This is a genomic window from Aquimarina acroporae (assembly GCF_023195925.1).
In the GTDB taxonomy this organism is placed as follows: Bacteria; Bacteroidota; Bacteroidia; order Flavobacteriales; family Flavobacteriaceae; genus Aquimarina; species Aquimarina acroporae.
The window spans coordinates 256,624-270,449 of record NZ_JALPRE010000001.1 but is presented as its reverse complement, the minus strand read 5'-3'; the positions used below and the strand labels follow the sequence as shown (position 1 = coordinate 270,449).

The window sequence follows — 13,826 nt, the reverse complement described above, 5'->3', positions numbered from 1 at the left end:
AATCAGTACTTCTATTTTATAACTTATTAATGATTTTGCAGTGTATTCTAGCAACTTGCCAGAAAAACATTCATCATGTTAAAATCAAAAATAGTCATTAACATGCTATTTCTCTGTATGGGGAGTCTATTGTTCTCTCAAAATGAGAATCGTAGTATTTTAATAGTAACATCGAATCAACATACCTATGGAAGTACTACACTCAATGCAGCCAATCATTTTGCGGAAATAGTATTGGCATATGACGAGTTTGTAAAAGCGGGTTATCAAGTAGATTTTGTAAGTCCAAATGGAGGTGCTATACCTATAGGTTATTTATCAACTTCAGATCCTGTACAGAAGCAGTATTTGTATGATTCAAAGTTCATGGATTTACTTAAAAATACACGTGGTCCAGAACATATAAACCCCAAGAAGTATCAAGCTATCTACTATAGTGGAGGAGGAGCAGCAATGTTTGGCGTTCCAGAAAATAAAAAAATCCAAGACATAGCTATGCAGATATATGAAAACAACGGTATAATTTCGGCTGTTTGTCATGGAACGGCAGGTCTTGTAAACTTAAAGACCAAAGAAGGTTCTTATGTATACGCAGAAAAAAAAGTAAATGGATACCCTGATAAGTTCGAAAGAAAAGAAGCAGAGTATTATAAGGCATTTCCCTTTTCGATTGAAAACGCCATCACTAACAATGGAGGCAATTTTGTCTATTCAGAAAAAGGATGGGATAAATATTTTGTAATCGACGGTAGATTAATTACTGGCCAAGATCCAACCGCAACCAGAATAGTTGCCCAAAAGGTGTTAGAAGCTATTCAAAATCTTAAACATTAATCAAAAAACAAAAACATGAAAAAAACAATTATTCTAATGTGTGTTTTATTCGGAATGATAAGCGCATATGCACAAAACGAAAAAGATCAAATTAAAAAAACTTTGTTAGATTATATCGAAGGTACTGCAAACGGAGAACCCGAAAGATTAAAACAAGCATTTCATCCTGATTTAAATTTATATGCAGTAGGAGAAGATGGTGAAATAAAAGCTAGATCTGGACAAAAGTATATTGAAATTTTTACCGATGGAAAGAAGAGAAACCGAATAGGTAAAATTGTATCTATAGATTATGAAAATAATGCAGCGATAGCGAAAATAGAAGTCGATATGCCTGGTATGAAAAGAATGTATACCGATTATTTATTACTTCTTAAGTCTAAAGATGGATGGAAAATCGTACATAAAAGCTATACCTTCAGAAGTTACTAATATCGCTTCAAAATCCTATTTAGAACAGTTTTACCTATATCCCGAATTATTTCGGGTTTTTTTATATGCTATTCACTTAAAAATTCACCTTTTTCGTTGGCTACTCCCATTCCCCAGTTTGCTATAGAGGTGAGAATAGGGATTAGACTTTCTCCAAATGGAGTAAGTTGATAAGAGACTTTTAAAGGAGGTTTCTTAGTATATACTTTTCTAGAAATTAATCCGTCTTTCTCTAGTTGCTTCAATTGTAAACTCAATGTCCGTTCTGTTATCATTGAAATCAATTTTCGTAACTCGTTATACCGTTTTTCTCCATCAATTAGATACACGAGAATAACACTTTTCCACTTACCTCCAATAAGTTCCATAGCTATACTGGTAGTGCAGGAAAATAATTTGTCGTTATATTTTATAAGTCTTCGTTCATGTTTTTGAGGCATAATCTTCGCATTTTAATGCAAAGGTATCATACTATACTAAATTATACAACTATATTTTTTATAGTGTATTTTTTGTATTTTAAAATATTGTTATTCAGTGGTTTATTATTTGTTTTGTATACTATCATTTTTGACCGTTATTGCACAATCACGTAATGCTTTATATTTTTGTGCTATACTTTTTATAGTTTAAAAGAAATACATTACAAAATATGAAAGCGATAGTTTTAGAAAAGGCGGGAGGAGTAGAAAATCTCCTATATAAAAATGTTAATCAGCCTCAAATAAAGGAAAAAGAAGTATTAATAGAAGTAAAGGCAATAGGGGTTAACCCGGTCGATTATAAAGTAAGAAGGAACGACCAGGTTTTATCGGCCATTTATGGCGAGGATCGTCCCGCAATTTTAGGATGGGATATTGCAGGTACAGTAACATCTGTTGGTAGTGAAGTTAGAGATTTTAAAATTGGGGACCGTGTGTTTGGTATGATCAACTTTGTTGGGAAAGGTAATGCTTATGCAGAATATGTAGCTGCTCCGCAAGATCAACTTGCCATCATACCTGATAATATATCTTTTGACCACGCTGCAGCTTCGACTTTAGCAGCGTTAACAGCTTTACAAGTACTTCAGCCTAATATCAAAAAAGGGGACAGAGTTCTAATTCATGCCGGTTCTGGTGGTGTTGGACATTTTGCCATTCAGATAGCAAAGTCTTTGGGAGCATATGTAATTACTACAAGTTCAGGTACGAACAAAGATTTTGTAATGTCTTTAGGTGCAGATGAACATATCGATTATAGAACACAAGTTTTTCAAGATATTCTAAAGGATATAGATTTTGTTTTCGATGTTTTTAATGGAGATATTTTACTAAATTCTATTAAAGTTGTAAAAGAAGGAGGAAGTATTGTTTCTATTCCTACCCCAGATTTTTCTGATGAAATCTTAACCTTCGCTAAGGAACGTAATGTTCAATTATCTTTTCATATGGTTCAATCTAGCGGAAAAGATATGAATACTTTAAAAGAACTCTTAGAAAACAGAAATGTTACTCCACATATTTCTAAAACATTCACTTTTGATGAGATGTCAAAAGCGCATCAGCAATTAGAAAGCGGAAGAACAGTAGGAAAGGTAATTGTTACTGTATAAAACATTATAAATCAAATAATAAATAATTTAATAATAATATTATGGCATATTATTCAGTTTTAGATGTAACTCCAAAAACAGAAGATTGGATAGCAGACTATGTAGCTGTTTCAGGAAAAATAGCACAAAAACATGGTGGTAAATATCTTGCAAGAACAGCTAATCATGAGCAAATTGAAGGAGAGGACCAACCTGCCGCATTACGTATAATTTTGGAGTGGCCTTCTAGGGAAGCGGCGCTTAATTTTATGAACGATCCCGAGTATGTACCACATCTCGAAGCACGTGCACAAGGAGCGGTAAGCCATCATTATTTAATTGAAAAGAAAGACGATCTTTCATGAGTTCATTCGAGAACATAAATAGTGGGTATAATTCTGTTTTTAAACCTAATCGTTTAAGTATTGGTGTGGTGGTGCCTATTGAAAACTATGGACAAAACGCTGTGCCTAGCATGATGCATCATGTTAAACGAGTACAGTTAATAGAAAAATTAGGTTTTAAAGCTTTATGGGTAAGGGATGTGCCTTTTCATGTCCCTTCCTTTGGAGATGCAGGACAAACGTATGATCCTTTTACTTATTTAGGTTATTTAGCAGGGCAAACTCAAAAAATAGCTTTAGGCGTAGCAAGTATTGCACTACCTCTTCATCATCCTGTACATGTGGTGAAATCTGCAACGACTATCGATCAATTATCAAACGGTAGAGTAATTCTGGGGGTAGCTTCTGGCGATCGTTATGATGAGTACCCAGCCATGAGTATTAAGCATGAGGATAGAGGATCGTTGTTTCGTGAGGCATTTGAGTATATAAGATCATCGCAGGATAGTTTTCCAAATCTATCAAATAATCATTTTGGAGAATTACCGGGGTATATCGATGTTTTACCTAAAGCCACCTCACATAAAATCCCTATGATGATCACTGGGTATAGCCAACAATCGCTAGAATGGAATGCAGAACATGGCGATGGCTGGATGTACTATCCGCGTAACTTATTACAACAACAGCATATGATTAAACAATGGCGTGAACTGATTCAAGGTTTTGGCAAATTTGATAAACCCTTCTTACAGCCTTTGTATGTTGATTTACATAAGAATAAAGATTATAAACCTCAACCTATCCATTTAGGATTTAGAATTGGGGTAAATTACCTGATAGATTATTTTCAACAATTACAAGAGGTCGGTGTAAATCACGTAGCAATCAATTTACGTTTTAATACGAATGCTGTAGAAGATACATTAATAGAACTGGCAGATAACATTTTACCTTATTTTCATTCTAACCAAAAAGAACAAATTAACACATGAAAACTATACTTATTACAGGGAGCACTGATGGTATCGGTAAATTGGTTGCAACAAGATTTGCAACCGAAGGACACCAGGTTTATATACACGGGCGAAATTCTGAAAAATTGGCTAAAGTTATTTCAGAAATTAAGCAAATCTCAAATAGTAAAAATGTTGACGGGTTTGTCGCTGATTTTTCTGATTTACAAGCAGTTCGTTTAATGGCTGCTGAAATTAGAACAAAACTCTCAACACTAGATGTATTAATTAATAATGCAGGGATTTTTAAAAGTCCTGTAGATCGAGTGCATTCAGGAGATATACGTTTCGTAGTAAATTATTTAGCGCCGTATCTTTTGACTCAAGAAATACTTCCGATTCTTGATGCTACCAAAAATTCAAGAATTATAAATTTAAGCTCTGCAGCGCAAAGTGAAGTTTCTATAAGTGCCCTAGAAGGAAATGCTCATTTATCTGTGAATGAATCTTATGCCCAGAGTAAACTGGCGCTTACCATGTGGAGTTTTTGTTTGGCTAAAGAACATAAGGACATTACCGTAATTGCTGTAAACCCCGGTTCTTTATTGAATACACGAATGGCAAACGAAGCTTATGGTCAACATTGGTCGCCAGCAGAAAAAGGCGGAGATATTTTGTACGACTTGGCACTGTCTGAAGCCTATTCTAATGACTCGGGTAAATATTTTGATAATGACAAAGGACAAGTGAAAGGTAATTTTGGACCAGCACACCCAGATGCATATAATGAAATCAAAATAAAAGAACTAATCAACAAAACCAATGAGATTTTGTCTTAATCATAACAAACTTTTTCAATATAATATTGTAAGATTAAGATAATAAGCTATCAATATTAGCTTTATATGATTTTCCAATGGGAATTGTAGTGCTACCAATCAGGATTCTATTGCCTTCAATGCTAGAAATATGTTTGGTAGCCACTGCAAAAGACTTATGTACCTGTAAAAATTCATCGTTTGATAAGGTTTCTATAAGATCAGATATCTTTTCTCTAACGATGATATGTTCTTGTTGAGTAATTACCTTAGTATAATTACCCGCGGCTTCTATATAAAGAATAGTTGCCGTAGTAACTTGAATATATTTTTTGTTTGAGCGTAAAAAAATACGTTTGTCTTCATCCTTGAGATTTGGTTCACTTGGAGAAGTGGTTTTTACCGAAGAATTAGTAACCTTATTTACCGCCTTCAGAAAACGATCAAATCCGAACGGTTTTAAAAGATAGTCTACGACATTGAGCTCATATCCTTCCAGAGCAAATTCAGAATATGCCGTTGTTACAATTACTTTAGGAGGATGAGTAAGTGTTTTTAAAAAATCGAACCCTTTAAGTTTTGGCATGTTTAGATCTAGAAAGATAAGATCTACATTGTTTTCATTTAGATACGTAATAGCTTCTATAGCATCATAACAGTGCTTCATAAGTTGCATGTTTGGCAATAGGTCACAATATCCCTTTATAATATCATGCGCTATATGTTCGTCATCTATTATGAGGTATCTAATCATGTCTTTAAGATTAGTTTTGCTTTAAAAATATTGTTAGATTCATTAAATGATAATTCATGCTTTTTAGGATATTGAATTTCCAATCTACGTCTCAGGTTCTTTAGTCCAATTCCAGTACTAGTATCTGATTTTTGTGAATCATCAAAATTATTAGTGATTTCAAAATAAATGTTTCCATTACCATTCGAAATATGAATAGAAACGAAAGCACCTTCTCTTAACTCTTCAACCCCATGCTTAAAAGCATTTTCTACCAATATAATGAATAGCAAAGGCATTATAGTATATCCGGACTCTTGTACCTCAACATCAAGTTTGATATCAATTTGCTTATGATAGCGCATTTCATGAAGTTCGATATAGTTTTGTATGTAAGCCACTTCTTCTTCCAAAGTTACTTTTTCTTTTTGTCCGTCATAGACACTATATCTCATCATATCAGATAACTTCAAAATAAGTTCTTGAGCTTTTTTAGAATCTTTTTCTACCCAACCGTAAAGATTATTGAGCATATTAAAGAAAAAATGAGGGTTTACTTGACTCTTAAGATGAAGTAATTCTGTTTTTTTCTTTTCATTTTTAAGCTGAATTATAGATTTAATTTGTTTAAAAGTCCATCGTATTATAACAAAAAAGAAGAAGATAAAATAAACAAAAGCAAACATTACAAAAGGCTCACTCTCTCCAAAAGCGTCATTAAAAATGATGATAATCAACCCTGTAAAAAACATTGTTGACCAAAACAGCCATTTAGGAATTCTTTTTTTGAGTGCTTTTATAAATTTCATGTTCAATGATAAGTAATAAAAAACCGTCAAACAAATTAGTTGACAAACGTATGATATCCTGTGATGAAATTTAATATTTCTGGTATATATCCCTTTTTAACCATTATGTAGTGTTGTGCCCCAAAAAGAGGTATGTTTATCACATAAGTTTTAGAACTTAAAATTCTGCTGTTAGGTTTGCCATATCAATTAAAAAACGAACAGTATGGAACTAACTATCGACAACCTATCTAAAACGTATTCAAATGGGATTAATGCTCTGCAAGATGTATCCTTAACTATTGAAAAAGGAATGTTTGGTTTGCTCGGTCCTAATGGAGCAGGGAAATCGACTCTTATGAGAACACTAGCTACCTTACAGGAAGCAGACCATGGGGCGGTTACACTAGGAAATATAGATGTACTTAACGAGAAAAATGAGGTGAGAAAAATTTTAGGGTATTTACCTCAACAATTTGGAGTGTACCCTAAAATTTCTGCAGAGGTTTTACTAAATCATCTGGCCGTTCTTAAAGGGATTACCAATAAAGGGGAGCGTAAAGAAATTGTTCATGTTCTACTGCATAAAACAAACCTATATCACGCAAGAAAACAAAATTTAAAAGGATATTCTGGAGGGATGAAACAACGGTTTGGGATTGCTCAAGCCTTACTGAATAATCCAAAACTACTCATTGTTGACGAACCAACCGCCGGTTTAGATCCTTCGGAAAGAAATCGATTTTATAATCTATTAAGTGAAATAGGAGAAAATACCATTGTGATTTTGTCAACTCATATTGTAGAAGATGTAAAAGAATTATGCGAGCATATGGCAATTATAAATCAAGGGCAAGTAGTACTTAAAGGAAAACCATTGGAGCTTATTGACCAAATCGAAGGTAAAATTTACCAAAAAACCATTCATAAGAATGAGTTGGATGTATATAAAAGGGAATATAGGGTAATACACGAAAAATTGTTTTTAGGAAAACCTGTAATACAGGTAATGAGCGATATAGAACTAGACAATGGTTTTACATCGGTTAAAGCAGGATTAGAAGATGTTTATTTCACTCAGATTAATAACCTAAACTAAAAAATTATGTGGTACGAAATATTAAAGTTTGAACTTAAGTATAGAATAAAACGCCCAGAGACCTATATATTTTTTATGTTTCTATTCTTATTCTCGATCGTAGGAGTAGATTTTGTGTTTCAAGGAGTAGAAATAGGGCTAGTAAAGAAAAATGCCCCTATCGTTATAGCTAAAACAATGGGAGCTATTACAGGTATTTTTATGATCATGGTATCTATGATTATGGGAGTCCCTGTACTTAGGGATTTTCAATATGATATGGAGTCATTATTATTTGTTAATCCAATAAAAAAGCGAGACTATATACTTGGCAGATTTCTAGGATCTTTTATCATTTTGACAGGGATTTTTAGTGGAGTAGTACTAGGTATGATACTGGGGGCACAAATGCCATGGCATGATCCGATAAATATGCTAGATTTTAATATAATGACGTATTTACAGTCATTTATGGTGGTGGTATTTCCTCTTTTGTTTTTTGGAGCTTGTTTGTTTTTTGTGAGCGGTATGCTAAGTAGAAAACTACTGGTAGTGTACACTCAAGGAATATTTCTATTTGTAGTGTTCTTACTCACCAAAGCCATAAAAAATGAATATTTACAAGCAATTTTAGACCCTTTTTCTTTGACTACACTTACACAATTTACCAAAGATTGGTCTGTTGTAGAGCGAAATTCATTGGGAATTACAATGACCGACGTTTTGTTGCATAACAAATTGTTTTGGTTTGCATTTGGGGTAGTCATCTTGTTTTTTGGATATAAAAGATTTTCTTTTAGTTTATTACGAAAAAAAGTCAAGAATAAAAATAGGCTAGGAGCCGAATCTACTGAGGTTTCTGAAGAAAAGATTATTGTCCCAAAAGTTAATATTCATAGTAATTTCAAAACACATTGGAATCAATTCATCGGGCTTTCAAAGTTTTATACCTATTCTTTATTTAAAGAAACGTCCTTTTGGGCAATTGTAATCTGTGGAATGATTATTATTTTAATCAATTCTGTGAACTTAGGAACCGTTTATGGTGTAAATAGTTATCCAACCACTTATTTGATTGTTGAGGAGCTTCAAGAAATGTCGTTGTACTTTTTTATGATCATTTTACTGTTTTATTCTGGAGAGCTCATCTGGAAAGAACGTACCTCCAAAATACAATTACTTTGTGATTCGACTTCTGTTTTAAACGTTACCGTTTTATGTAGTAAATTCTTTGCTCTTGTTTGTATTTATGTAGTATTGATGTTAAGCCTTATTGCAAGTGGAATAGCTTTTCAAATAGCAAAGGGATATTATCAATTTGAGCTAGATGTCTATTTCTTCGGTTTTTTTCTGGAAATACTGCCTTTTCTTGTATTGTATACATTCATTACCTTTTTCTTTCAGGTGCTAAGTAATAATAAGTTCGTTGGTATTTTTTTAGCAATCATATTCTTCATGATAAATATAGGAGCCGAAGCACTTGGCTTTCAACATAACCTATACAAGTTTGCCGGTAATCCGTTGCAGAGGTATTCAGAAATGAATGGTTATGGTCATTTCCTGAGCTCATTTTTATGGGTTAAGACCTATTGGTTAACCTTCGGGATTCTATTATTGCTAATGTCTTCGATATGGATGTTACGCGGTACAGAAGCTAATTTATTTCAAAGATGGAAAATAGGAAGGACTCAGGTATCTAAACTACAAATAAATATAATGTTTGGTCTGGTTACAGTATTCATGGGTATAGGAGCTTTCATATTTTATAACACCAATATGGTGAATGAATATTGGAGTAATACTACCGAGATGGCTTTTAGAGCACAATATGAAAAGAAGCTAAAGCCGTTTGAGTATATTTTACAACCCAAAATTACCGAAGTAAACCTCAATGTAGAGCTATACCCTAAGGAGAGAGCTTACGAAGCTAAAGGGTTTTATATATTAAAAAACATGCATAATACACCCATAAAAGAAGTTCATATTCAAAAATCGATCGCTTCTCATTTACAGCTAGATTCGATTAATTTTGAAGGTGGAGCTCATAAGAATAGTGATTATCAAGAATTTGATTATACCATATATCAATTATCTAAACCTCTTAGAGCTGGGGATTCTATTAAGATGAGCTTTAAACAATCGTATGTTCCAAAAGGATTTGAAAACCATGGTGAGAATACTGAAGTTCTGGAAAATGGAACTTTTATGAATAATCAGGTATTTCCTACTATTGGTTATAATAAAAAGTATGAATTGCGAGATACAGATAGCCGCAACACGTATGGATTAAAACCAAGAATTGATAAAGCTGATCAAGAAGATGAAAAAGAACTAGGAAATGTAATTTCTGGTGGCGATTCAGACGGAATAAATTATGAGATTGTTATTGGTACAGAGAGTAATCAATTAGCAATTTCTTCTGGAGCGCTATTGAAAGAATGGAAAGTTAATGACCGCAGTTATTTTCATTATAAGATGAATCAACCTATGTTGAATTTCTACGCGATTGTTTCTGGAGAATATCGAGTAGAAAGAGATGTTTGGCAATCTTCCTCAACTTTATCTGCTCCGGTTGATCTCGAAATTTATCATCATCCCGGTCATAGCTATAATCTAGATAGAATGATGGCTGCTATGAAATCATCTTTGGAGTATTACAGTGATAATTTCAGTCCATATCAATATCAACAATTGAGAATTATGGAGTTTCCCAGATATGAAGAATATGCACAATCGTTCCCAAATGCGATTCCTTTTTCTGAAGCTATGGGATTTGTATTAGATATCGATGATGAGAAAGATGTAGACATGGTATTTTTTATTACAGCCCATGAAGTAGCACATCAATGGTTTGGTATGCAAGTGGGGGCAGCAAATGTAAAAGGAAGACATTTGGTTTTAGAAACGTTATCACAGTATGCAGCTTTAATGGTACTAAAAAATAAGTATTCTGAAGAGAAGGTAGATCAGTTTTTAGAATTTCAAAAGGAAACATATGCTAGGGAGCAAAAGAAATCTAAAACTGAAGAACCTGCTTTGATTAAAGTAGAGAATCAAGATTATGTATATTATAACAAAGGAGCTTTAGCCATGTATGCTTTACAACAGCATATAGGAGAAGATAAGATTAATCTTGCCCTTCGACGTTTTATAGATGACTGGAACATGTATAATGGTACTATAAAGAAACAAACCCAGCGATATGCTACATCAAAGGATCTTTTATCATATTTTCGACAAGTTACTCCAAAAGAATTGCAGTATGTAGTTACCGATTTATTTGAAAAGGCAGAAAGCACCAAAATTCCATAAAAAGCAATAACAATCACGGTAAGAAAGAAGAGAACGAAAACTAAATATTAGCTTTCGTTCTTTTTTTAATGTGTTTATTTGAATGCTGATTCTTTTAATTCTAAAAAGGAAGAAATACTTCTCTTTTGTTCATCAGTAATGGTATTTTTATTCTGAGTACGATTGGCAATTCCATCTAGATGCTCTTCTTTTAAAGTAATATGCCATTTGTTTCCCCGGTCCAAATCGAAAATTTTTATAGCACCAACTTTATGAGAATCCAAAGTGCTTTGATGACAACTTCCGCAATGGGTAATGAGCACTCCTCGAGTAGTTTTAGAGTGTTCTTCAAATTTGTTTTCAGTAAGGTTAACGTTTTCTTTTTCTTCAGTGGAAACTGGTATTGTTGCAGCTTCTGAAACTTGTGTGTTTTCCTTTACACAAGTTCTCAAAGAAAGTACTGTTAAAGCAAAACCTATTAATGATATTTTAACATGATTAATCATAAATAATTGTTGAACAGTAAATTACAATATTCTATCTTAAACTCTTCTTAATTAACAACTATTTGGGGCCTTACTAAAAACTAGTTAAAATTTAACTTAAAAATGATGGTAGTAAAAACATCATTTCATCTGACGAAATGATCATTCCGACAGTTTTTATGGTTGCTTTCAGCTTATTTCGTGGTATAATTTTAAAAATAAAATATCATGTTAAAAAAATATCCAATTATTAAGTGGTCCCTTATTGTTTTCACAAGCCTTATACTATTATTATTTGGTTTTGGGTGGTGGTTTATTAATTTATTACCTTCAAAAGAAGACAGAGCTCAAATTAAGCATGTGCAAACCGAAGATTTACCCTACTTGTCAAAAAATGTGATTGCAAATCGAGGAAAAGTCTTGGTTGTTGTTACCAGTACCGATGTTATGGGCAAGACCGATAAAAAAACAGGTTATGAGTTAACCGAGTTATCGAGAGCTTACTATGTTTTTCAAGCAAATGGGTTTGACGTAGATATCGCCAGTCCAAAAGGAGGGGAGCCTCCAATGGTTATCGATAAAGAAGATATGGGGAGATATGATTACGCATTTCTCAATGACACACGAGCACAACATAAAGTAAAAAATACAATACCTGTAAAAGATATTGATCCAGAAATGTATGAAGCGGTATATTTTGCTGGAGGAAAAGGGGCCATGTTCGATTTTCCAAATAACAAGAACATTCAACAAATTGTTCGTCATCTATATCAAAATGATAAAGTGATTGGAGCAGTCTGTCATGGGCCATCAGCCTTGGTAAATGTGACTTTGGATAACGGGAACCACCTATTGAAAAATAAAAAAGTGAGTGGGTTCACTAATAACGAAGAGTTACTGTTAATTCCGGATGCAGAAGAGATTTTTCCTTTCCTATTGCAAGATAAACTAACCGCGCAAGGTGCAACTTTTAATGAAGGAGCTATGTATCTTCAGCAAATAAGCCATGACAATAATTTGGTCACTGGTCAAAACCCATGGTCAACTTGGTTATTGGCAGAAACCATGATTTCAGAATTAGGATATACTCCTAAACAAAGGGAATTAACAGGAGAAGAAAACGCGATGAAAATTTTGATGGCCTATGATTCTTATGGTTCCGAAAAAGCAAAATCATTGATGAAACAACTGGGTGAAAAACAAAATAAACCAATTGCAAGGCAATTATTGGCGGCACATAGCATGATATCTGCTATGCAAGGGAATTTAGGCCGATTTTTTAATCTTCTTGGGTTGGCCTCGTATGCAAAAAGTATAGATAATAATGCATAATACAAATAGAGTAGTAATAGAATAGTAAAGCGAACAAACCTTTTACTGTGGTACACTTTCTTGAAATATTAAATATCGCTACATTTGAGAAAAATCGTCTTTTGAATTTTTCAGATATTTTATTAGTAATTCTTAGTAGTGCCGGTCTTTTGCATGGAGTGCTAATTGCATACTATCTAATATTTTTTAAAAAGAAAAAGACCCTAACCAACTTTGTGTTAGGGTTAATTCTTGTGTTTATGGCATTTAGAATTGGTAAATCTGTAATGCTCAATTTTGGAGATGATTTAGAGCCTGTTTTTATTTTCATTGGGTTAGCTTTTTTATTATTAATCGGTCCCTGCCTTCGTTGGTATACTTTAGGAATGATCACTCCTAATTTTAAGTTGCCTAGATTTTATACTGTTGAACTGATTCCCTTCGTTTTAGTATTTGTTTCTAGTCTTTTTGTAACCAGAGAATGGTATGAAGAGGGGAAATGGGTAATTATCATTTTTGGTAGTGGACTTATTTTTATTTATCTCCATATGGCCACATACATTGCATTATCATGGCAAGTAATTAAAAAAGTAAAATCGAAATATCAATCAAATTTGCGTACTAAATCTCAAAAATCCGTTTTAGATTGGCTGCATGTTCTCATGATAGGTTTTATACTTATCTGGATATCATATGTGCTAAATATTTTAGATGGAGCTGTACCTTATGTCGTTGGTCCTATAGTTTATTCTGTAGTTATTTATTATTTGAGTTATAAAGCCATTCAAACAAAAATAACCGATGTAAACGGAGATGTATTTAAGGTTAACGATAATCATAAGCTATATGATAGTATAGTTCAAATCTTGGTCGATGATAAGTTATACCTAGAGTCAAATATTTCTCTGGGAAAAATTAGCAAGATCATAGGGAAAAGTACACAGTTGACCTCTGCCGTGATTAATGAATTTGCTAAACGTAATTTTAACGATTTTATAAATTATTATAGAATTCAGGATGCGAAAAGACTACTAGCGAGTACAGAGAAAGATAAGTTTACCATATCTTCTATAGCTTTTGATACCGGGTTTAGTAGTTTATCTTCGTTCAATAGTGCATTCAAGAAATTTGAGGGGGTAACTCCTTCTGCGTTTAGAAAAGGAAATATAAAGTAAATAGAACT

14 protein-coding genes are annotated in these 13,826 nt (G+C 33.1%); 10 read left to right on the top strand and 4 right to left on the bottom strand.

Translation table 11 applies throughout. From position 1 onward, the window contains the following. Window positions 1–75: 75 nt before the first annotated feature. Together M0D21_RS01295 and M0D21_RS01290 are read left to right on the top strand one after the other, a co-directional pair. On the top strand, window positions 76–834 hold the full coding sequence (locus M0D21_RS01295; RefSeq protein WP_248325744.1) for a type 1 glutamine amidotransferase domain-containing protein: 759 nt from the start codon (window positions 76–78) through the stop codon (window positions 832–834). 15 nt (window positions 835–849) lie between these two features. Then, on the top strand, window positions 850–1,266 hold the full coding sequence (locus M0D21_RS01290) for a nuclear transport factor 2 family protein (protein ID WP_248325742.1): 417 nt from the start codon (window positions 850–852) through the stop codon (window positions 1,264–1,266). A gap of 68 nt (window positions 1,267–1,334) precedes the next feature. Here the strand turns inward: M0D21_RS01290 and M0D21_RS01285 are convergent, their stop codons facing one another. After that, window positions 1,335–1,706, bottom strand: a complete 372-nt coding sequence (locus tag M0D21_RS01285; protein WP_248325741.1) for a winged helix-turn-helix transcriptional regulator — start codon at window positions 1,704–1,706, stop codon at window positions 1,335–1,337. 212 nt (window positions 1,707–1,918) lie between these two features. On the opposite strand from M0D21_RS01285, the gene M0D21_RS01280 reads away from it, so the two are divergent. Genes M0D21_RS01280 through M0D21_RS01265 form a run of 4 tightly spaced genes read left to right on the top strand, consistent with a single transcriptional unit; the run spans window position 1,919 to window position 4,978 of the window. Continuing rightward, window positions 1,919–2,860 carry an NADP-dependent oxidoreductase gene (locus M0D21_RS01280; RefSeq protein WP_248325739.1) on the top strand — a complete coding sequence of 314 codons (942 nt, stop codon included), beginning with the start codon at window positions 1,919–1,921 and terminating at the stop codon, window positions 2,858–2,860. A gap of 41 nt (window positions 2,861–2,901) precedes the next feature. After that, window positions 2,902–3,204 (top strand): DUF1330 domain-containing protein, encoded by a 303-nt coding sequence (locus M0D21_RS01275; RefSeq protein WP_248325737.1) that lies wholly within the window; start codon window positions 2,902–2,904, stop codon window positions 3,202–3,204. Further along, entirely contained in the window at window positions 3,201–4,178 is a 978-nt protein-coding gene (locus M0D21_RS01270) for an LLM class oxidoreductase (RefSeq protein WP_248325736.1), read from the top strand. The genes M0D21_RS01275 and M0D21_RS01270 overlap by 4 nt, the downstream gene beginning before the upstream one ends. Beyond that, window positions 4,175–4,978, top strand: a complete 804-nt coding sequence (locus M0D21_RS01265; protein WP_248325734.1) for an SDR family NAD(P)-dependent oxidoreductase — start codon at window positions 4,175–4,177, stop codon at window positions 4,976–4,978. The genes M0D21_RS01270 and M0D21_RS01265 overlap by 4 nt, the downstream gene beginning before the upstream one ends. Window positions 4,979–5,012: 34 nt before the next feature. On the opposite strand, the gene M0D21_RS01260 is transcribed toward M0D21_RS01265, so the two are convergent. Beyond that, window positions 5,013–5,711, bottom strand: a complete 699-nt coding sequence (locus tag M0D21_RS01260) for a LytR/AlgR family response regulator transcription factor (RefSeq protein WP_248325732.1) — start codon at window positions 5,709–5,711, stop codon at window positions 5,013–5,015. Beyond that, window positions 5,708–6,499: a sensor histidine kinase gene (locus tag M0D21_RS01255; protein ID WP_248325730.1), complete on the bottom strand. Its 792-nt coding sequence runs from the start codon at window positions 6,497–6,499 to the stop codon at window positions 5,708–5,710. Before M0D21_RS01255 ends, M0D21_RS01260 begins: the two co-directional genes overlap by 4 nt. Before the next feature lie 205 nt (window positions 6,500–6,704). Here M0D21_RS01255 and M0D21_RS01250 point away from each other — a divergent pair, with 205 nt between their 5' ends. Together M0D21_RS01250 and M0D21_RS01245 are read left to right on the top strand one after the other, a co-directional pair. Continuing rightward, window positions 6,705–7,577, top strand: coding sequence for an ABC transporter ATP-binding protein (locus M0D21_RS01250; RefSeq protein ID WP_248325728.1), 873 nt, complete (start codon window positions 6,705–6,707; stop codon window positions 7,575–7,577). Between the two features lie 6 nt (window positions 7,578–7,583). Then, window positions 7,584–10,868: a M1 family aminopeptidase gene (locus M0D21_RS01245; protein ID WP_248325727.1), complete on the top strand. Its 3,285-nt coding sequence runs from the start codon at window positions 7,584–7,586 to the stop codon at window positions 10,866–10,868. Window positions 10,869–10,942: 74 nt separating this feature from the next. On the opposite strand, the gene M0D21_RS01240 is transcribed toward M0D21_RS01245, so the two are convergent. Next, a complete protein-coding gene (locus M0D21_RS01240) occupies window positions 10,943–11,353 on the bottom strand; it encodes a hypothetical protein (RefSeq protein ID WP_248325725.1) in 411 nt (136 codons plus the stop codon). Window positions 11,354–11,560: 207 nt separating this feature from the next. Here M0D21_RS01240 and M0D21_RS01235 point away from each other — a divergent pair, with 207 nt between their 5' ends. Further along, window positions 11,561–12,664, top strand: a complete 1,104-nt coding sequence (locus M0D21_RS01235) for a type 1 glutamine amidotransferase domain-containing protein (protein ID WP_248325723.1) — start codon at window positions 11,561–11,563, stop codon at window positions 12,662–12,664. 47 nt (window positions 12,665–12,711) lie between these two features. Then, window positions 12,712–13,818 (top strand): helix-turn-helix domain-containing protein, encoded by a 1,107-nt coding sequence (locus M0D21_RS23030; protein WP_248325721.1) that lies wholly within the window; start codon window positions 12,712–12,714, stop codon window positions 13,816–13,818. Window positions 13,819–13,826 lie beyond the last annotated feature (8 nt).